Source organism: Burkholderia sp. LMU1-1-1.1 (genome assembly GCF_040675865.1).
Lineage (GTDB): Bacteria > Pseudomonadota > Gammaproteobacteria > Burkholderiales > Burkholderiaceae_D > Rugamonas.
The window spans coordinates 128,722-150,851 of record NZ_JBEGHG010000045.1 but is presented as its reverse complement, the minus strand read 5'-3'; the positions used below and the strand labels follow the sequence as shown (position 1 = coordinate 150,851).

9 protein-coding genes are annotated in these 22,130 nt (G+C 66.8%); 7 read left to right on the top strand and 2 right to left on the bottom strand.

Annotation, left to right across the window (positions count from 1 at the left end; genetic code table 11):
* Positions 1 to 14: 14 nt before the first annotated feature.
* The gene (locus MRBLMU1_RS24115) at positions 15 to 3,152 is read left to right on the top strand and encodes an efflux RND transporter permease subunit (protein ID WP_363506910.1); all 3,138 of its coding nucleotides are present in this window, start codon (positions 15 to 17) and stop codon (positions 3,150 to 3,152) included.
* On the opposite strand, the gene MRBLMU1_RS24110 is transcribed toward MRBLMU1_RS24115, so the two are convergent.
* Positions 3,149 to 3,460, bottom strand: coding sequence for a cupin domain-containing protein (locus MRBLMU1_RS24110; protein WP_363506907.1), 312 nt, complete (start codon positions 3,458 to 3,460; stop codon positions 3,149 to 3,151). The genes MRBLMU1_RS24115 and MRBLMU1_RS24110 overlap by 4 nt on opposite strands.
* Before the next feature lie 2 nt (positions 3,461 to 3,462).
* Entirely contained in the window at positions 3,463 to 4,059 is a 597-nt protein-coding gene (locus MRBLMU1_RS24105) for a DJ-1/PfpI family protein (protein ID WP_363506904.1), read from the bottom strand.
* A gap of 84 nt (positions 4,060 to 4,143) precedes the next feature.
* Here MRBLMU1_RS24105 and MRBLMU1_RS24100 point away from each other — a divergent pair, with 84 nt between their 5' ends.
* The 6 genes from MRBLMU1_RS24100 (at position 4,144) to MRBLMU1_RS24075 (ending at position 22,092) form a co-directional block, all read left to right on the top strand.
* Positions 4,144 to 5,145, top strand: coding sequence for a GlxA family transcriptional regulator (locus MRBLMU1_RS24100; protein ID WP_363506901.1), 1,002 nt, complete (start codon positions 4,144 to 4,146; stop codon positions 5,143 to 5,145).
* A 42-nt stretch (positions 5,146 to 5,187) separates the two neighbouring features.
* A complete protein-coding gene (locus tag MRBLMU1_RS24095; RefSeq protein ID WP_363506898.1) occupies positions 5,188 to 5,580 on the top strand; it encodes a hypothetical protein in 393 nt (130 codons plus the stop codon).
* 799 nt (positions 5,581 to 6,379) lie between these two features.
* Positions 6,380 to 17,317, top strand: a complete 10,938-nt coding sequence (locus tag MRBLMU1_RS24090; protein WP_363506895.1) for a hypothetical protein — start codon at positions 6,380 to 6,382, stop codon at positions 17,315 to 17,317.
* 215 nt (positions 17,318 to 17,532) lie between these two features.
* On the top strand, positions 17,533 to 19,686 hold the full coding sequence (locus tag MRBLMU1_RS24085) for a peptidase domain-containing ABC transporter (RefSeq protein ID WP_363506892.1): 2,154 nt from the start codon (positions 17,533 to 17,535) through the stop codon (positions 19,684 to 19,686).
* Positions 19,659 to 21,023 carry an HlyD family type I secretion periplasmic adaptor subunit gene (locus tag MRBLMU1_RS24080; protein ID WP_363506890.1) on the top strand — a complete coding sequence of 455 codons (1,365 nt, stop codon included), beginning with the start codon at positions 19,659 to 19,661 and terminating at the stop codon, positions 21,021 to 21,023. The genes MRBLMU1_RS24085 and MRBLMU1_RS24080 overlap by 28 nt, the downstream gene beginning before the upstream one ends.
* Before the next feature lie 19 nt (positions 21,024 to 21,042).
* On the top strand, positions 21,043 to 22,092 hold the full coding sequence (locus tag MRBLMU1_RS24075) for a putative sugar O-methyltransferase (RefSeq protein WP_363506887.1): 1,050 nt from the start codon (positions 21,043 to 21,045) through the stop codon (positions 22,090 to 22,092).
* The last annotated feature ends 38 nt before the right edge of the window (positions 22,093 to 22,130 follow it).

Below are 22,130 nucleotides of genomic sequence, written 5' to 3'. Positions count from 1 at the left end.
GGGGGGACGACACTATGTTCGAACGCATCATACGATTTGCCATCGTCCAGCGCTGGCTGGTCATGCTGGCGGTGGCGGGGATGGCCGGTCTCGGCATCTACAGCTATCAAAAGCTGCCCATCGACGCGGTACCCGACATCACCAACGTGCAGGTGCAGATCAATACGGCCGCCCCGGGCTACTCGCCGCTCGAGACCGAGCAGCGCGTGACGTTCCCGATCGAGACCGTCATGTCCGGCCTGCCGAACCTGGAGCAGACACGGTCGCTGTCGCGCTACGGGCTGTCGCAGATCACCGTCATCTTCAAGGACGGCACCGACATCTTCTTCGCGCGCCAGATGGTCAACGAGCGGATACAGGAGGCGAGGGCGCAGCTGCCGGCCGGGATCACGCCGGCCATGGGACCGATCTCCACCGGCCTGGGGGAGATCTACCTGTGGACGGTGGAGGCCAAGCCAGGCGCGAAGAAGGCCGACGGCACGCCCTACACGCCAACCGACCTGCGCGAGATCCAGGACTGGATCATCAAGCCGCAGTTGCGCAACGTCGCCGGCGTCACCGAGATTAACTCGATCGGCGGCTACGCCAAGGAATACCAGGTGGCGCCGAATCCCCAGCGCCTCGCGTCCTACGGCCTGACCCTGCAGGATGTGGTGACGGCGCTGGACCGCAACAACGGCAACGCCAGCGCCGGCTACATTGAAAAACGCGGCGAGCAGCTGCTGGTGCGCGCGCCGGGGCAGGTGCAGTCACTGGAGGATATCCGCAACATCATCCTCAGCAACGTCGACAGCGTGCCGGTGCGGGTGCGCGACGTGGCCGACGTGCAGATCGGCCGCGAACTGCGCACCGGCGCGGCCACCGACAACGGTCGCGAGGTGGTGCTGGGCACCGTCTTCATGCTGATCGGCCAGAACAGCCGCGCCGTCTCGCAGGCGGTGGACAGGAAGATGGTCGACATCAACCGCAGCCTGCCGGCCGGCGTGCGGGCCATCACCGTCTACGACCGCACCGTGTTGGTCGACAAGGCCATCGCCACGGTGAAGAAAAACCTGCTCGAAGGCGCGGTGCTGGTGATCGCGGTGCTGTTCCTGTTCCTCGGGAATATACGCGCGGCGCTGATCACCGCGATGGTGATACCGCTGTCGATGCTGTTCACCTTCACCGGCATGGTCACGTACAAGGTGAGCGCCAACCTGCTCAGCCTCGGCGCGCTGGACTTCGGCATCATCGTCGACGGCGCGGTGGTCATCGTCGAGAACTGCGTGCGCAGGCTGGCGCACGCTCAAACGACACTGGGCCGCAAGCTGACCCGCGCCGAGCGCTTCGACGAGGTCCACGCGGCGGCGAAGGAGTCGCGGCGCCCTCTGCTGTTCGGCCAGTTGATCATCATGGTGGTCTATCTGCCGATCTTCGCGCTGACCGGCGTCGAGGGCCGCATGTTCCATCCGATGGCGCTGACGGTGGTCATCGCGCTGCTCGGCGCGATGCTGCTGTCGATCACCTTCATTCCGGCCGCCGTGGCGCTGTTCATCGGCGACAACGTGGTCGAGAAGGAGCACCGCAAGATCACCGCGTGGTACAGCGGAATTTTGGAACGCGTACTGGCCAACACACCGGTCGTCCTGACGTTCGCCGGCATTTCGGTGGTGCTGTCGCTGCTGCTGGCGACGCGCCTGGGCAGCGAATTCGTGCCGAACCTGAACGAGGGCGACTTCGCCATCCAGGCCTTGCGCATTCCCGGTACCAGCTTGACGCAATCGGTGGAGATGCAAAAGCAGATCGAGCTGACGTTGAAGCAGAAATTCCCCGAGATCGAACGGATCTTCGCGCGCACCGGCACGGCGGAAATCGCCTCCGATCCGATGCCGCCGAATATCTCGGACGGCTACATCATGCTCAAGCCGGAAGCCGACTGGCCCAGGCCGCGCAAGTCGCGCGACGAGCTGCTGGCGGCGATACGGGAGACGGTGGAAAAGCTGCCGGGTAACGCGTTCGAGTTCTCGCAGCCGATCCAGCTGCGCTTCAACGAGCTGATATCGGGCGTGCGCAGCGATGTCGCCGTCAAGCTGTTCGGCGACGACACGGCGGTGCTCAACGACACCGCCGCCAAAATCGCCGCCGCGCTGGGCAAGGTCCAGGGTGCGACCGAGGTCAAGATCGAGCAGACCACCGGCCTGCCGATGCTGACGGTGGAAATCGACCGTAGCAAGACCGCGCGCTACGGCCTCAATGTGGGCGAGGTGCAGGAGACCATCGCCACCGCCATCGGCGGCAAGGAGGCCGGCACCATGTTCGAGGGCGACCGCCGCTTCGACATCGTGGTGCGGCTGCCGGATGCGTTGCGCGACGACCTCGATGTGATGCGGCGCCTGCCGGTGCCGCTGCCGCGCGGGGTAGGAGGCAGCGGTGGCGCCAACTTCATCCCGCTGGGCGAGGTGGCCAGTTTCAGCGTGGCGCCGGGCCCGAACCAGGTCAGTCGCGAGGACGGCAAGCGCCGCGTCGTCATCAGCGCCAATGTGCGCGGGCGCGATATCGGCTCCTTCGTCGCCGAGGCGGAGCAGGCCCTGCAAAGCCAGGTCAAGGTGCCGGCCGGGTACTGGACCGCGTGGGGCGGGCAGTTCGAGCAGCTGCAGTCGGCCACGCGCCGCTTGCAAATCGTCGTGCCGGTGGCGCTGCTGCTGGTGATGGTGCTGTTGCTGGCGATGTTCGGCAACCTGCGGGACGGGCTGCTGGTGTTCAGCGGGATTCCGTTCGCGCTGACCGGTGGCATCGCCGCGCTGGCGCTGCGCGGCATACCGCTGTCGATATCGGCGGCGGTGGGCTTCATCGCGCTGTCCGGGGTGGCGGTGCTCAACGGCCTGGTGCTGATCTCGTTCATCCGCTCCTTGCGCGAGCAGGGGCGCACGGTGGAGCAGGCGATACGCGAGGGGGCGCTGGGCCGACTGCGTCCGGTGTTGATGACGGCGCTGGTGGCGTCGCTGGGCTTTATTCCGATGGCGATCGCCACCGGTACCGGCGCCGAGGTCCAGCGTCCGTTGGCGACGGTGGTCATCGGCGGGATCCTGTCGTCGACGGCGCTAACGTTGCTGGTGCTGCCGCTGCTATACAGACTGGCCCACCGCGACCGCAAAGCCTCCCAGCCAGGTTAGACGCTGCCGGCGCGCTCGATGACGAGGATGCGCGCCTGTCCCACCGGATGGGCGCAATGGGCGTCGCCCTCGGCGGCGTGGAAGATGTCGCCGGCGCGCAGGTGGGCCACCAGTTCGCGGCCGTCCACGCGGTAGTGCATCGCCACCTCGCCATCGAGCACGGCGAACACCTCGTCGCCGTCGTTGACGTGCCAGCGGTAGGGCTGGTCGGTCCAGTGCAGCCGCACGGTGGCGTCCTTCATCGTGGCGATCGGTTGCGCCTCCCAGGCGCGGGTGCCGGTGTAGTCGCTTGCACGGACGATTTTCACGTTCAGTTCCAGTCGTAGTCCATTTGCCGCGCGGTGGCCAGCGCCAACTCGCGTCCCGCCAACCGCTCCACCAGGTGCAGCGCCAGCTCGACGCCGGTGGTGATACCGCCGGAGGCGACGATGGCGCCATTGCCGCTCCAGCGGCGCTTGCCTTGCACCCGCAACTCGGGAAACGCGGCGCCGGCCGGTGTTTTGGCCGTGGCGTTGTCCCCGGCCAGCTGCTGGCCGTCCAGCAGCCCGGCCTGCGTTAGCAGAAAGGCACCGGTGCGGACCGAGGCCACCAGTTCGCAGTCGCGCGCCGTCTCGGCGATCCAGGCGATGACGTCCGGCCTGGCCAGTTCGGCGTCGATCACGCCGCCGGGCACGATCAGCACGTCGATGTCGCCGCCGCCGAAATCCGCCTCGGGGAAAACCGTCAGGCCGGCGCGCGCGCGCAGCAGCGCCGAGGTGCGGCCGATGGTGCGGACACGGAACGGTGGCGGCGCCCCCGGCGTCATTTTGCCGCTGACACGCGTGGCGCAGGTGAACACTTCGTATGGTCCGGCGAAGTCGGGGACCTCGACGTCGTCGTAAACATAGATGCCGATGGTGCGGGTCATGGGTGCCTCCTGAAGCAAAAGCCGGCATCTTCCCACTTCGGCGCTTGACACAAATGACATCGATGGTGGAATATCTGCCAATATATGGATGCCACCCCCACCGCCCCCGCCATCGACGTCTGGCTGCTGGTGTTGCCGCGCTTCGCGCTGCTCGACGCCACCGGCCCGGCCCAGGTGTTCTCCACCGCCAACGACGAGGCGCGCGACGCCGGCCGGTCCGCGCCCTATCGTATACATATGGTGTCGCCGGGAGGCGGCCTGGTCACGGCCGCCGCCGGGGTGACGGTGCTGACGGAGCCACTGCCCACCGACGGCCTGGGCGGGTCGACGCTGATCATGGCCGGCGGGCGCGGCGTGGAGGACGGCACGAATCCGGCGCTGACACCAGACCTGGTGCGCTGGGTGGCGGAGGCCGGCGGCGGCGCGGACGCCGTGGCGCGGTGCTGTTCGATCTGCACCGGCGCCTTCCTGCTGGCGCGCACCGGACTGCTGGACGGGCGCCGCGCCGTCACCCACTGGCAGGACGCGGCGCAATTGCAGGCCCAGTTCCCGGCCGTCACCGTGCAGGACGACGCCATCTATATCAAGGACGGCACCCTATATAGCTCCGCCGGCATCGCCGCCGGCATCGATCTGGCGCTCAGCCTGGTCGGCGAGGACCAGGGCCGCGAATTCGCGCTGGGCGTGGCCAAGCGGCTGGTGGTGTTCTTCAAGCGGCCCGGCGGCCAGCGCCAGTTCAGCTCCGAGCTGCTGGCCCAGGCCGATCCGCAGGGCTTGCCGGGCCAATTGACGGCCTGGCTGCGCCCGCGCCTCAAGCAGCCGATCGACGTCGACCAGATGGCGGCGGCGTTCGCGCTGTCGGTGCGCTCGCTGCACCGCAAGCTGCAGCAGGAGGCGGGCGTGTCGCCGGCGCAGTTGCTGCTGCGGCTGCGCATGGAGTGCGCTTGCGCGCTGCTCGAGCAGCCCGGCATGACCGTCAAGCGGGCCGCCGCCCAGAGCGGCTTCGGCAGCGAGTACAATCTGCGCCGCGCCTTCGCCGCGCAGCTGGGCGTGGTGCCGAGCGAGTATCAGGCGCGCTTTGGCTGACTTCGTCCGGCTTCGGCCAACAGCATAAAAAACAGGAACCGCATGCGGGAATTTGAAAAATGGGTGGCGCGCGTACTGCTGCTGAACAGCGCGCTGACCCTGGCCGTCGGCCTGGGCCTGCTCGGCGCGCCGCAGCAGGCGGACGCGCTGCCGGTGTTATTCGGTGTCGGGCTGTTCGGTTTTCTGGCCGCCGTGCTGTCGCTCAAACGCTGGAAGAGCGGCCTGTGGGGCGGCATGTTGTACTACGCGGCGCAGTTGATCAGCTATTTTCCGCACGACGGCGGCGCGCAATACAGCCTCAAGGCCGGCGTCAGCATCGGCCTGGTGATGCGGTTCTCCAGCGCCACCTTGGTGCTAAACATGGTCGCGCTGGCGCTGCTGGCCGCCACCGTTGCGGTGTTCGTCTGCCGCGCGCGCGCCCCCGACGCCCGCTGAAGCGCGCTTTCCTCCCGTTCCAGGTCCCCATGCGCCCGTCCGGCGGGTGAACGGCAGCGCTCGCCGTCTTTTTTACTATTGGTTGGTTGTCCGGCGTCATATCCCCGTCATGAAGTCACAGTAAGATCTTTAACAAAATTTCCTTCACGAATTAATATCGCACGCGATTGTCCTGCACAGCGGCGACGCGAACTATATCTTTTCAGCAAAACAACATGATCGAAAGAACATGATTGGCCTGGTCGGAATATTGCTTTTCGGCAGGTTGCGGGCAAGATACATTCTTCGAAATAAATTCTTCTTGGAAATTAAGTCGGCTATACTTGCTGTTAATACGCTCGGTTCAGGTGCCCCCCAAGCATCGTTCCGTGTCTAAAAAAGTCAATGATTTCAAGTGCTTGGGGCGCTTTAAATACATGGCCGAGAACGTCGAGATTTTTTATTCCCCGCAGCAACAAGTTTGTTTAGTGAAAGATTCGCTCCGGTCGCCTTGTACTCGAGTGGAGCCAAATCGTTGTCCGCCAAGCTCACTTCACCGTGTCGCGGACGATGCACGAAACAATTTGAAACGAAATTTAGTTGAAATGCAGCAAAACGCCACCGTTTGCTAAAGTTGACACTTTTGTTGACGTTAAGAATGTGTGTGCGGGATTTTTTGCGCCCGTAGTAACGGATTAGCAGCAAATACATAGTTATAAAACGGCAAATGTGCCACTGACGGAAGCTAGGACTCGACGGGTAGGGCCGTCGATCCCGCTTTTTCGGACAGATCGAATTAGCGCCCTTTAGGAGAAATGCAATGAGCGTCGTAACCAGTTTCACCACGGAACAGATCGCCAGTCTGACTACCCAGCAGATCGCCACGATCACCACAGCCGAATTTGCCTCGCTCAATTCCGACCAGATCGGTGCGCTGACGACGCTGCATGCTTCCGTCCTGACTTCCACACAACTGGGTGCGATCACCACCAGTACCGTGACCTCGCTGGGCACCGAAGACATCGCCGCGCTGGGCACCAACGCGCTCGCCGGCCTGACCAGCGCGCAAATCCGAGTGCTGGCGACCGACCAGATCGTGGCGCTGAGCAGCAACCAAGCCGCCGCCCTGTCGACCCAGCAGGTCGCGTCGCTGTCGACCGACGCCATCGTCGCGCTCGAAACGGCCGATTTCGCCGCGCTCAAGACCGCCGCCGTCGCCGGCCTGACCAGCGTCCAGATCAAGGCCCTGACCACCGACCAGATCGTCGCGCTGACGACCGCCGGCGCCAGCGCGCTGACGACCGCGCAAGTGTCCAATTTCGGCACCGACGCCATCGCCGCGCTGCAAACGGCCGACATCGCCGCCCTCAAGACCAGCGTGATCGCCTCGCTGTCCTCGACCCAGGTCGGCGCGCTGACCACCGACCAGGTCCAGGCCCTGACCACCGCCACCCTGGTGGCGCTGAGCACCGCCAATATCGCCAACGCCCTGACGACCGACCAGATCGTCGCCATGACGTCGGCCCAGTTCGCCGGCTTGAGCACCGCCCAGATCGGCGCGCTGTCGACCAATAGCGTCGCCGCCATCCAGACCGCCGACATCGTCGGCATCAGCACCGCCGGCATCGCCGCGCTGAAATCGAGTCAGATCGCCGCGCTGGTCACCGACCAGATCGCGACCCTGTCGACCAACCAGGTTGTCGCGCTGACCACCGCGGGCGTATCGGGCCTGACCACCGACCAGGTCGTCGCGCTGACCACCGCTCAAGTGGCCGCCCTGAGCACCCAGCAGGTCGCCGCCTTCGGCACCAACGCGATCGCCGCGCTGGAAACGGCCGACTTCGCCGCGCTGAAGACCGCCGCCGTCGCCGCGCTGTCGACCAATCAGATCCGCGCCCTGACGACCGACCAGATCGTCGCGCTGACCACCGCCGAAGCGAACGCCCTGAGCAGCGCGCAAGTGGCCGCCCTGAGCACCGACGCTGTCGCCGCCTTGCAAACCGCCGACCTGGCCGCGTTGAAAACGGCTTCGTTCGCAGGACTGACCTCGAACCAGGTCGCCGCGCTGACGACCGACCAGGTCAACGGCCTGGCAACCGCCCAGTTCGCCGCGATGAGCACGTCCAACATCGCTGCCGGCCTGACGACCGACCAGATCGTCGCCATGACGTCGGCCCAGTTCGCCAGCCTGAGCACCGCCCAGATCGGCGCGCTGTCGACCGGCAGCATCGCCGCCATCCAGACGGCCGACATCGTCGGTATCAGCACCGCCGGTATCGCCGGCCTGAAATCGAACCAGATCGCCGCGCTGGTCACCGACCAGATCGCCACGCTGTCGAGCAACCAGCTGGTCGCCTTGACCACCGCGGGCGTGCGTGCGCTGACCACCGACCAGGTCGTCGCGCTGACCACCGCGCAAGCCGCCGCGCTGACCACCCAGCAGGTCGCCGCCTTCAGTACCGACGCGATCGCCGCGCTGGAAACGGCCGACTTCGCCGCGCTGAAGACCGCCGCCATCGCCGGCCTGACCACCAGCCAGATCCGCGCCCTGACGACCGACCAGGTCGTGGCGCTGACCACCGCCGAAGCGAACGCCCTGGGCAGCGCCCAAGTGGCCGCCCTGAGCACCGACGCCGTGGCCGCCCTGCAGACGGCCGACCTGGCCGCCTTGAAAACGGCCTCGTTCGCCGGCTTGAATTCGAGCCAGGTGGCCGCGCTGACGACCGACCAGGTCAACGGCCTGGCTACCGCGCAGTTCGCTGCGATGAGCACCGGTAACATCGCCAACGGCCTGACCACCGACCAGATCGTCGCCATGACGTCGGCCCAGTTCGCCAGTCTGAGCACCGCCCAGATCGGCGCGTTGTCGACCAACAGCGTCGCCGCCATCCAGACCGCCGACATCGTCGGTATCAGCACCGCCGGTATCGCCGCGCTGAAATCGTCGCAGATCGCCGCCCTGGTCACCGACCAGATCGCCACGTTGTCGACCAACCAGGTCGTCGCGCTGACCACCGCCGGTGTCGCCGGCCTGACCACCGACCAGGTCGTCGCGCTGACCACCGCGCAAGCCGCCGCGCTGAGCACCCAGCAAGTTGTCGCGATGAGCACCAACGCGATCGCCGCGCTGGAAACGGCCGACTTCGCCGCGCTGAAGACCGCCGCCGTCGCCGGCCTGACCACCAACCAGATCCGCGCGTTGACGACCGACCAGGTCGTCGCGCTGACCACCGCCGAAGCGAACGCCCTGAGCAGCGCGCAAGTGGCGGCCCTGAGCACCGACGCTGTCGCCGCCCTGCAAACCGCCGACCTGGCCGCCTTGAAAACGGCTTCGTTCGCCGGCCTGAACTCGAGCCAGGTCGCCGCGCTGACGACCGACCAGGTCAACGGCCTGGCAACTGCCCAATTTGCTGCGATGAGCACGTCCAACATCGCCGCCGGCCTGACCACCGACCAGATCGTCGCCATGACGTCGGCCCAGTTCGCCAGCCTGAGCACCGCCCAGATCGGCGCGCTGTCGACCAACAGCATCGCCGCGATTGAGACGGCCGACATCGTCGGTATCAGCACCGCCGGCATCGCCGCGCTGAAGTCGTCGCAGATCGCCGCCCTGGTCACCGACCAGATCGCGACCCTGTCGACCAACCAGGTTGCCGCCCTGACCACCGCTGGTGTCGCCGGCCTGACCACCGACCAGGTCGTCGCGCTGACCACCGCGCAAGCCGCCGCGCTGAGCACCCAGCAAGTTGTCGCGATGAGCACCAACGCCATCGCCGCGCTCGAAACGGCCGACTTCGCCGCGCTGAAGACCGCCGCCATCGCCGGCCTGACCACCAACCAGGTCCGCGCCCTGACGACCGACCAGGTCGTCGCGCTGACCACCGCCGAAGCGAACGCCCTGAGCAGCGCGCAAGTGGCCGCCCTGAGCACCGATTCGGTCGCCGCCCTGCAAACCGCCGACCTGGCCGCCTTGAAAACGGCCTCGTTCGCCGGCCTGACCTCGAACCAGGTCGCCGCGCTGACGACCGACCAGGTCAACGGCCTGGCAACGGCCCAGTTCGCCGCGATGAGCACGTCCAACATCGCCGCCGGCCTGACCACCGACCAGATCGTCGCCATGACGTCGGCCCAGTTCGCCAGCCTGAGCACCGCCCAGATCGGCGCGCTGTCGACCAACAGTGTCGCCGCCATCCAGACGGCCGACATCGTCGGTATCAGCACCGCCGGCATCGCCGCGCTGAAATCGTCGCAGATCGCCGCGCTGGTCACCGACCAGATCGCCACGTTGTCGACCAACCAGGTCGTCGCGCTGACCACCGCCGGTGTCGCCGGCCTGACCACCGACCAGGTCGTCGCGCTGACCACCGCGCAAGCCGCCGCGCTGAGCACCCAGCAAGTTGTCGCGATGAGCACCAACGCCATCGCCGCGCTGGAAACGGCCGACTTCGCCGCGCTGAAGACCGCCGCCATCGCCGGCCTGACCACCAACCAGGTCCGCGCCTTGACGACCGACCAGGTCGTCGCGCTGACCACCGCCGAAGCCAACGCCCTGAGCAGCGCCCAGGTCGCCGCCCTGAGCACCGACGCTGTCGCCGCCCTGCAAACCGCCGACCTGGCCGCCTTGAAAACGGCTTCGTTCGCCGGTCTGACCTCGAACCAGGTCGCCGCGCTGACGACCGACCAGGTCAACGGCCTGGCAACCGCCCAGTTCGCTGCGATGAGCACCTCGAACATCGCCAACGGCTTGACGACTGATCAGATCGTCGCCATGACGTCGGCGCAGTTCGCCAGCCTGAGCACCACCCAGATCGGCGCGCTGTCGACCAACAGCGTCGCCGCCATCCAGACGGCCGACATCGTCGGTATCAGCACCGCCGGCATCGCCGCGCTGAAATCGTCGCAGATCGCCGCCCTGGTCACCGACCAGATCGCGACCCTGTCGACCAACCAGGTTGTCGCGCTGACCACCGCCGGCGTATCGGGTCTGACCACCGACCAAGTCGTTGCGCTGACCACCGGGCAAGCCGCCGCGCTGAGCACCCAGCAAGTTGTCGCGATGAGCACCAACGCCATCGCCGCGCTGGAAACGGCCGACTTCGCCGCGCTGAAGACCGCCGCCGTCGCCGGTCTGACCACCAACCAGATCCGTGCCCTGACGACCGACCAGGTCGTGGCGCTGACCACCGCCGAAGCCAATGCCCTGAGCAGCGCGCAAGTGGCCGCCCTGAGCACCGATTCGGTCGCTGCCCTGCAAACCGCCGACCTGGCCGCGCTGAAGACCGCTTCGTTCGCCGGTCTGACCTCGAACCAGGTCGCCGCGCTGACGACCGACCAGGTCAACGGCCTGGCAACGGCCCAGTTCGCTGCGATGAGCACGTCCAACATCGCCGCCGGCCTGACCACCGACCAGATCGTCGCGATGACGTCGGCCCAGTTCGCCAGCCTGAGCACCGCCCAGATCGGCGCGCTGTCGACCAACAGTGTCGCCGCCATCCAGACGGCCGACATCGTCGGTATCAGCACCGCCGGCATCGCCGCGCTGAAATCGTCGCAGATCGCCGCCCTGGTCACCGACCAGATCGCCACGTTGTCGACCAACCAGGTCGTCGCGCTGACCACCGCCGGTGTCGCCGGCCTGACCACCGACCAGGTCGTCGCGCTGACCACCGCGCAAGCCGCCGCGCTGAGCACCCAGCAAGTTGTCGCGATGAGCACCAACGCGATCGCCGCGCTGGAAACGGCCGACTTCGCCGCGCTGAAAACCTCCGCCGTCGCCGCGCTGTCGACCAACCAGATCCGCGCCCTGACGACCGACCAGATCGTTGCCCTGACGACCACCGAAGCGAACGCTCTGAGCAGCGCGCAAGTGGCCGCCCTGAGCACCGACGCTGTCGCCGCCCTGCAAACCGCCGACCTGGCCGCCTTGAAAACGGCCTCGTTCGCCGGCCTGACCTCGAACCAGGTCGCCGCGCTGACGACCGACCAGGTCAACGGCCTGGCAACCGCCCAGTTCGCCGCGATGAGCACCGGTAACATCGCCAACGGCCTGACGACCGACCAGATCGTCGCCATGACGTCGGCCCAGTTCGCCAGCCTGAGCACCACCCAGATCGGCGCGCTGTCGACCAACAGTGTCGCCGCCATCCAGACGGCCGACATCGCCGGCATCAGCACCGCCGGTATCGCCGCGCTGAAATCGTCGCAGATCGCCGCGCTGGTCACCGACCAGATCGCCACGTTGTCGACCAACCAGGTTGTCGCGCTGACCACCGCCGGTGTGGCCGGCCTGACCACCGACCAGGTCGTCGCACTGACCACCGCGCAAGCCGCCGCCCTGAGCACCCAGCAGGTTGCCGCCTTCGGCACCAACGCCATCGCCGCGCTGGAAACGGCCGACTTCGCCGCGCTGAAGACCGCCGCCGTCGCCGGTCTGACCACCAATCAGATCCGCGCCCTGACGACCGACCAGATCGTCGCCCTGACGACCACCGAAGCGAATGCCCTGAGCAGCTCGCAAGTGGCCGCCCTGAGCACCGACGCCGTCGCCGCCATGCAGACCGCCGACATCGCCGCCTTGAAAACGGCTTCGTTCGCTGGCCTGAACTCGAGCCAGGTTGCCGCCCTGACGACCGACCAGATCCAAGGCCTGGGCTCGGCGCAGTTCGCCGCGATGAGCACCTCGAACATCGCCAACGGCCTGACGACCGACCAGATCGTCGCCATGACGTCTTCGCAGTTCGCCGGCCTGAGCACCGCCCAGATCGGCGCTCTGTCGACCAATAGCGTCGCCGCCATCCAGACGGCCGACATCGTCGGTATCAGCACCGCCGGCATCGCCGCGCTGAAATCGTCGCAGATCGCCGCGCTGGTCACCGACCAGATCGCGACCCTGTCGACCAACCAGGTTGTCGCGCTGACCACCGCCGGCGTATCGGGTCTGACCACCGACCAGGTCGTCGCGCTGACCACCGCGCAAGCCGCCGCCCTGAGCACCCAGCAGGTTGCCGCCTTTAGCACCAACGCGATCGCCGCGCTGGAAACGGCCGACTTCGCCGCGCTGAAGACCGCCGCCGTCGCCGGTCTGTCGACCAACCAGATCCGCGCCCTGACGACCGACCAGGTCGTCGCGCTGACCACCGCCGAAGCGAACGCCCTGAGCAGCGCGCAAGTGGCCGCCCTGAGCACCGATTCGGTCGCCGCCCTGCAAACCGCCGACCTGGCCGCCTTGAAAACGGCTTCGTTCGCCGGTCTGAACTCGAGCCAGGTCGCCGCGCTGACGACCGACCAGGTCAACGGCCTGGCAACGGCCCAGTTCGCTGCGATGAGCACCGGTAACATCGCCAACGGCCTGACGACCGACCAGATCGTCGCCATGACGTCGGCCCAGTTCGCCAGCCTGAGCACCGCCCAGATCGGCGCGCTGTCGACCAACAGTGTCGCCGCCATCCAGACCGCCGACATCGTCGGTATCAGCACCGCCGGTATCGCCGCGCTGAAATCGTCGCAGATCGCCGCCCTGGTCACCGACCAGATCGCCACGTTGTCGACCAACCAGGTTGTCGCGCTGACCACCGCCGGCGTATCGGGTCTGACCACCGACCAGGTCGTCGCGCTGACCACGGCCCAAGCCGCCGCGCTGAGCACCCAGCAGGTCGCCGCCTTCGGTACCAACGCGATCGCCGCGCTGGAAACGGCCGACTTCGCCGCGCTGAAGACCGCCGCTGTCGCCGCGCTGTCGACCAACCAGATCCGCGCCCTGACGACCGACCAGATCGTCGCCCTGACGACCACCGAAGCGAATGCCCTGAGCAGCGCGCAAGTGGCCGCCCTGAGCACCGACGCCGTCGCCGCCCTGCAAACCGCCGACCTGGCCGCGTTGAAAACGGCGTCGTTCGCCGGCCTGACTTCGAGCCAGGTCGCCGCGCTGACGACCGACCAGGTCAACGGCCTGGCAACCGCCCAGTTCGCCGCGATGAGCACCGGTAACATCGCCAACGGCCTGACGACCGATCAGATCGTCGCCATGACGTCGGCCCAGTTCGCCAGCCTGAGCACCGCCCAGATCGGCGCGCTGTCGACCAGCAGCGTTGCCGCCATCCAGACGGCCGACATCGCCGGTATCAGCACCGCCGGTATCGCCGCGCTGAAATCGAACCAGATCGCCGCCCTGGTCACCGACCAGATCGCCACGTTGTCGAGCAACCAGGTGGCCGCCTTGACCACCGCCGGTGTCCGTGCGCTGAGCACCGACCAGGTGGTGGCCCTGACGACCGCCCAGGCAGCGGCGCTGAGCACCCAGCAGGTCGCCGCCTTCAGCACCGACGCGATCGCCGCGCTGGAAACGGCCGACTTCGCCGCGCTGAAGACCGCCGCCGTCGCCGCGCTGTCGACCAACCAGATCCGTGCCCTGACGACCGACCAGGTGGTCGCCCTGACGACCACCGAAGCGAACGCCCTGAGCAGCGCGCAAGTGGCCGCCCTGAGCACCGACGCTGTCGCCGCCCTGCAAACCGCCGATCTGGCCGCCTTGAAAACGGCTTCGTTCGCAGGCTTGACCTCGAACCAGGTCGCCGCGCTGACGACCGACCAGGTCAACGGCCTGGCAACGGCCCAGTTCGCTGCGATGAGCACGTCCAACATCGCCGCCGGCCTGACCACCGACCAGATCGTCGCGATGACGTCGGCCCAGTTCGCCAGCCTGAGCACCGCCCAGATCGGCGCGCTGTCGACCAGCAGCGTCGCCGCCATCCAGACGGCCGACATCGCCGGTATCAGCACCGCCGGTATCGCCGCGCTGAAATCGAACCAGATCGCCGCCCTGGTCACCGACCAGATCGCGACCTTGTCGAGCAACCAGGTGGCCGCCTTGACCACCGCCGGTGTCCGTGCGCTGAGCACCGACCAGGTGGTGGCCCTGACGACCGCCCAGGCAGCGGCGCTGAGCACCCAGCAGGTCGCCGCCTTCAGCACCGACGCCATCGGCGCGCTGGAAACGGCCGACTTCGCCGCGCTGAAGACCGCCGCCGTCGCCGGCCTGTCGACCAGCCAGATCCGTGCCCTGACGACCGATCAGGTCGTGGCGCTGACCACCGCCGAAGCCAACGCCCTGAGCAGCGCGCAAGTGGCCGCCCTGAGCACCGACGCCGTGGCCGCCCTGCAAACCGCCGACTTGGCCGCGTTGAAAACGGCCTCGTTCGCCGGCTTGAATTCGAGCCAGGTGGCCGCGCTGACGACCGACCAGGTCAACGGCCTGGCAACCGCCCAGCTCTCCGCGCTGAGCACCGGCAACATCGCCAACGGCCTGACGACCGACCAGATCGTCGCCATGACGTCGGCCCAGTTCGCCAGCCTGAGCACCGCCCAGATCGGCGCGCTGTCGACCAACAGCGTCGCCGCCATCCAGACGGCCGACATCGTCGGTATCAGCACCGCCGGCATCGCCGCGCTGAAATCGTCGCAGATCGCCGCCCTGGTCACCGACCAGATCGCGACCCTGTCGACCAACCAGGTCGTCGCGCTGACCACCGCCGGTGTCCGTGCGCTGAGCACCGACCAGGTGGTGGCCCTGACGACCGCCCAGGCAGCGGCGCTGAGCACCCAGCAGGTCGTCGCCTTCAGCACCGACGCCGTCGCCGCGCTGGAAACGGCCGACTTCGCCGCGCTGAAGACCGCCGCCGTCGCCGGCCTGTCGACCAACCAGATCCGCGCCTTGACGACCGACCAGGTCGTGGCGCTGACCACCGCCGAAGCGAACGCCCTGGGCAGCGCGCAAGTGGCCGCCCTGAGCACCGACGCCGTCGCCGCCCTGCAAACGGCCGATCTGGCCGCGCTGCGGACCGCCTCGTTCGCCGGCATCAACTCGGCGCAGGTTGCCGCGCTGACGACCGATCAGGTCAACGCCCTGGCCACGGCGCAACTGCTGGCACTGAGCACCGCCAACATCGCCAACGGCCTGACGACCGACCAGATCGTCGCCCTGACGTCGAGCCAGTTCGCCAGCCTGAGCACCGCCCAGGTCAGCGCGCTGTCGAGCAACAACATCGGCGCCATCGAAACGGCCGACATCGGCGCCCTGACCACGGCCAGCATCGCCGGCCTGCGGTCGACGCAGATCGCCGGCCTGACCACCGCCCAGGTGGCGACGCTGACGACCGGCCAGATCGTCGCGCTGAGCACGGCGGCGTTCCGCGCCCTGAGCACCGACCAGGTCGCCGCGCTGACCACGGCCCAAGCCGCTTCGCTGAACACCCAGCAAGTGGTCGCCCTGGGCAGCGACGCGATCGCCGCGATCGAAACGGCCGACCTGGCCGCTTTGAAATCGAACGCGATCGCCGGCCTGTCGAGCACCCAGATCCGCGCCCTGACCACCGACCAGGTGGGCAGCCTGTCGACCGCCAGCATCTCGGCGCTGACCACCTCGCAGGTGGGCAACGCCCTGACCACCGACCAGGTGGTGGCGCTGACGTCCAACCAGGTCGGCGCGCTGAGCTCGGCGCAGGTCACGGCGCTGAGCACCAGCAGCCTGGCCGCGCTCGAAACGCAGGACATCGTCGGTCTGAAAACGTCGTCGATGGCCACGCTGCGCACCGTGCAGGTCGCCGCGTTGACCACCGACCAGATCGTCGCGCTGAGCACCGCGCAAGTGTCGGCCCTGAGCACGGCGGCGTTCGCTGCCGGCCTGACCACCGACCAGGCCGTGGCGCTGTCGAGCAACCAGCTCAACGCGCTGAGCACCGCGCAGATCCGGGCACTGTCGACCAACAGCGTCCAGGCGCTGGAGACGGCCGACATCGCCGCGCTCAAGACCTCGTCGTTCGTCGCCCTGAGCACGACGCAGCTGATGCGCCTGACCACCGACCAGGTGGTGGCGCTGAGCACCGGCCAGCTCAAGTCGCTGAGCTCGTCGCAAGCCAACGCGATGACCACCACGCAGGTCGCGGCCATGAGCACCGGCCAGGCGCTGGCCCTGTTCAACGCGTCCAAAGGCATCTCGCCGCTGGTGCTCGACCTGAACGGTAACGGCATCGAGACGCTGGGCGCCTCGGCCGGTGTCAGCTTCGACCTGACCGCCTCCGGCACCAAGGTCAACGCCGGCTGGGTGGGCGGCGGCGACGGTCTGCTGGTGCGCGATGTCAACGGTGACGGCGCGATCAACGATGGTAGCGAACTGTTCGGCGTAGGCACCACGCTGGCCGACGGTTCCAAGGCCACCAACGGCTACGAGGCGCTGGCGCAGCTGGACAGCAACGGCGACGGCACCATCGACGCCAAGGACGGCGCCTTCTCCAGCCTGCAGGTGTGGGTCGACGGCAACGCCGACGGCGTCAGCCAGGCGGACGAGTTGAAATCGCTGGCGTCGCTCAACATCACCAAGCTGAACTTGGACGTCAAGACCGACGGTTCGCGTGACAACGGCAACATCATCGGTCTGACCTCGACCTTTGAGACCGCCGACGGCGCCACCCACGCAGCGGCCGACGTCTGGTTCGCGGCCGGCGCGGCCAGCACCAACCTGACCAGCTCGGTCAGCGGCCTTGCCTCGGCGATGTCGAGCTTTGGCGCGGCGACGGCGTCCACCACCGTGACCAAGCTGGAAATGCCTTCCAGCACGAACACGGCGGTGGCGGCGATGGCCAGCGCGATCAGCAACTACGACACCAAGCTGACCGCCGTGAGCAACTCGGTCTCGACCGAGGAGACGCTGCGACTGAAGGCCCTGCAGGGCGCCCATCACCAGGGCATCCTGGCCGCCAAGTAAGCCGAACTAGCCTCAACGCCAAGACGGCAAGACCTCCGGGTCTTGCCGTTTTTTTTTGAACGGTCGAACAGCGGGGTAAACCCGCTTGTGCTTCTAAACAACAAAAGCCGTTTGCGGGCTCTGCGCTGGGTTAGAATCCGAAGGCTGGATCGATAGTGCGCGAAGGCAAGCTTCGCCCGCCCACCCGGCCCAGTTCTTTCCCATAAATCAGGCCTATGCACGATAAATTTCCCCATACCGCGATCCAGTGTCTGACCGCCATCGCGCAACATCATGGTCTGCAAATCAATCCCGAGCGGCTGATCGACGACTACGCGCTGCGTGCGGAGGAACCGGGCGACGGCGCGCTGCTGCGCATCGCCTCGGATATCGGTTTGAAAGCCAAGGCGGACAAGCTCAACTGGTCGCGGCTGATGGCGCAGGGTGGCGTGTTCCCGCTGATGGCGCGCCTGATCGACGGCAATATGATCATCGTGGTGGGCGTCAAGCCGGCCGACGCGGCCGGCCACGAGGACCAGGTCGCCGTGCTCAACCCCACCAACGCCAACGCCGCCGTGGTCATGGTGGCGCGCGGCGAGTTCGAGAAGCGCTGGGCCGGCGACGTGCTGTTCATCAAACGCCAGCACAAGCTGACCGACCCCAACCAGCCGTTCGGCCTGCGCTGGTTCATCCCCGAGATCCTCAAGCAGAAGGCCGCCTTCCGCGACATCTTCATCGCCGCCATCGCCATGCAGCTGCTGGCGCTGGCCTCGCCGATCTTCTTCCAGCTGGTGATCGACAAGGTGCTCACGCACCAGAGCGTGACGACCCTGCAGGTGCTGGCCGTCGGCATCATCATGGCGCTGGTGTTCGACGCCACCTTCGGCTTCCTGCGCCAGACCTTGACCCTGGCCGCGTCCAACAAGATCGACATGCGCCTGACGCGGCGCGTGTTCGCCCACCTGCTGTCGCTGCCGATCGACTTCTTCGAGACCACCAGCGCCGGCGTGGTCACGCGCCACATGCAGCAGCTGGAAAAGATCCGCAACTTCCTGACCGGGCGCCTGTTCTTCACCGCGCTCGACCTGATCGCGCTGCTGGTGTTCGTGCCGGTTTTATTCAGCTACTCCTTCAAGCTGGCGATGATCGTGCTGTTGTTCGCGGGCCTGATCGGCGGCGTGGTGCTGGCCATGGTGCCGACCTTCCAGCGCCGCCTCAACGCGCTGTACTCGGCCGAGGGCCAGCGCCAGGGCATGCTGGTCGAGACCATCCACGGCATGCGCACGGTCAAGGCGCTGGCGATCGAGCCGTCGCAGCGGCGCATCTGGGACCAGCGCTCGGCCGAGGCCATCACCATGCACTTCCGGGTCGGCCAGATCTCGATCGCCGGCAACGCCGTCACCGACTTCCTCGGCAAGCTGCTGCCGGTCACGCTGATCGTCGTCGGCGCCGCCGACGTGTTCGACCAGACCCTGTCGGTCGGCGGCCTGATCGCCTTCCAGATGCTGGCCGGCCGCGTCACCGGTCCGTTGATCTCGCTCGTCGGCCTGGTCAACGAGTACCAGGAAACCGCGCTGTCGGTCAAGATGCTGGGCGAGGTCATGAACCGCGCGCCGGAGGGCCGCGCCGGCGCCAACGGCCTGCGTCCGGTGCTCGAGGGCGAGATCAAGTTCGACGCCGTCACCTTCCGCTATCCGGGCGCGCAGGCCATGGCGCTCAACAAGGCCAGCTTCACGATCGAGCAGGGCACGGTGGTCGGCATCGTCGGCCGCAGCGGCTCGGGCAAGACCACCCTGACCAAGTTGATCCAGGGCCTGTATCCGGTGCAGGAGGGCATCGTGCGCTTCGACGGCATCGACGCCCGCGAGATCGAGCTGTCGCACCTGCGCCGCCAGATCGGCGTGGTGTTGCAGGAGAACTTCCTGTTCCGCGGCACCGTGCGCGAGAACCTGTCCGTCACCAAGCCCGACGCCACGTTCGAGGAGCTGGTCGACGCGGCCGTGGCCGCCGGCGCCGACGAATTCATCGAACGCCTGCCGATGGGCTACGACACCGTATTGGAAGAAAACGCGTCGAACCTGTCGGGCGGCCAAAAGCAGCGCCTGTCGATCGCCCGCACGCTGGTGGCCCGTCCGCGCATCCTGATCCTCGATGAGGCGGCCAGCGCGCTGGACCCGGAAAGCGAGGCCATTTTCATCGGCAACCTGTCGAAGATCGCTGTCGGCCGCACGGTGGTGATGATCTCGCACCGCCTGTCGACCCTGGTCAACGCCGACAAAATCATGGTCATGCAACAGGGCAGTCTGATGGATGCGGGCCGTCACGAAGAACTGCTTACACGTAGTGAAACTTACCAGCACCTATGGAACCAGCAAACAAGCCACCTTTAAGCTTCAAGCGCCGCAAGGACGAGACCGAAATCGAGTTCCTGCCGGACGCGGACGCCATCGAACGCGGTCCGCTGCCGCGGTTCGTGCGCGTCACCCTGCACGTGATGCTGCTGGCGTTCGTCTCGTTCATCCTCTGGGCCTGCCTGTCGCCGGTCGAGAAGATCGTCGTCGCCCACGGCCGGCTGGTCAATCCGCTGCCCAACATCGTGGTGCAACCGCTCGAGACGTCCATCATCCAGAGCATCGACGTGCGCGTCGGCCAGATCGTCAAGAAGGGCCAGGTGCTGGCCACGCTGGACCCGACCTTCAGCGCCGCCGACGAATCGCAGCTGCGCATCCGCCTGCAAAGCCTGGACACCCAGGCCGCCGGCCTGCGCGCCGAGCTGTCGGGCAAGCCCGGCGCCGCCGTCACCAGCGGATCGAGCGCCGACGCCCAGCTGCAGTCGCAGCTGTCGAACGAGCGCAAGGCCAACTTCGAGGCGCAAAAGACCAAGATGGACCAGAACATCGCGCGCCTGCGCGCCGGCCTGGAAACCAACAAGCATGACCAGGTGATCCTGGCGCAGCGCGTCAAGGCGCTGCGCGAGGTCGAGGCCATGCAGGAGCAGCTGATGGCCGAGCAGTTCGGCGCCAAGATGCACCTGCTGGAGGCGCGCGACCGCCGCCTCGGCGTCGAGCGCGACATGGACATGCAGCGCAACAAGGCGATCGAGATGGCCAGCGAGCTGGCCTCGGCCGAGGCCGAGCGCTCGGCCTTCGACAAGAGCTGGCGCCAGAAGGCGATGGAAGACTTGTTGACCGCCTCGCGCGACCGCGACGGCATCAACGAACAGCTGGCCAAGGCCGACAAGCGCCTCAAGATGATCCAGATGGTGGCGCCGGCCGACGGCGTGGTGCTGGAGATCGGCAAGCTGTCGGTGGGCTCCATCGTGCGCGAGGCCGAGGCGCTGTTCACGCTGGTGCCGCTGGGCGCCGAGCTGGAGGCCGAAGTGCAGATCGACTCGCTCGACATCGGCTACATCAAGCCCGGCGCGGTGACGCACCTGAAGGTCGACGCCTTCTCGTTCATGAAGCACGGCATGCTGGAGGGCAAGGTGCGCACCATCAGCCAGGACTCGTTCAAGCGCGACGCCACTGACAAGAACGGCGGCGGCATGGACGCCTACTACCTGAGCCGCATCCAGTACAAGGGCGAGCTGAAGAAAATGACCGAGGGCACCCGCCTGCTGCCCGGCATGACCGTCTCGGCCGAGATCGTGGTCGGCCACCGCACCGTGATGTCGTATCTGCTGTATCCGCTGACCAGGGCGCTGGACGAATCGATCCGCGAACCATAACCTCCAACCAGGAACCGCCATGTATTTAACTGTAGATAACGGATTCATCGAACGCCCGTCGGTCGCGGACCGCGCCATCGTCGAACGCGTGATGACGGCCTATAACAAGGCCAAAGCGGTGCAGAAGGACGCGGCCGAGGAGTACCAGGTCAGCCACATGTGGCTGCCGATCTACCAAGGTTTCATGGGCGACCTGATGGCGACGATGGAGCACCGCGACGTCGACAAGCTGGCGCACATCTACGCCAACTTCTTCCGCGACCGCAGCACCATCGGCATCCACGGCATGCCGGTCGACATGGAAAGCACCTACTTCTCCGGCAACATCAGCGAGGACGCCAAGGGCAAGTACCTGGCCGACGTCATGCACCGCATGAACATCTGGCTCGACTCGATCGGCAAGACGCACACGCTGGACGCGCTGGAGACGCCGAACGTCGGCAATCCCTACGGCTTCTACATCGACGGCAAGTTCTTCCGCGCAGGCGTCGACTACCAGCATTACTACGCCACCATCATCGCCCGCCTGATCCGCGGCAAGGAGCACAAGACGGTGCTGGAACTGGGCGGCGGCTTCGGCGGGCTGGGCCACTTCCTGATGCGCGACAACCCGGACCTGACCTACATCGACGTCGACCTGCCGGAGAACATGGCGCTGAGCGCCTACTATCTGCTGAGCGGCTGCCCGGACAAAAAGATCGCGCTGTTCGGCGAGATCGACCTGGCCACGGCCGACCTGACGCAATACGACGCGGTGGTGCTGCCGAACTTCGCGCTGGCCGAGCTGAAGGACGACACGGTGGACCTCGCGTTCAACTCGTACAGCCTGGCGGAAATGTCGCTCAACAACGTGGCCAACTACGTCAAGCAGTTCAGCCGGCTCTCGCGCAAGTTCATCTACCACGTCAACCACACGGCGATCCCGCCGGTCAAGGCCGACGACTTCGCCTTCGACTTCGACAAATTCGAGCTGATCTCGCGCGCCCCGGCGCTATGGAACATGGCGCGCAACAAGGACATGGACGAGTTCGAGTACATCTACAAGTCCAAGCACCTGAGCTTCAACTAAAAACGGGGGTCAAGTCTGTCATTCGGACACGAGCTCGG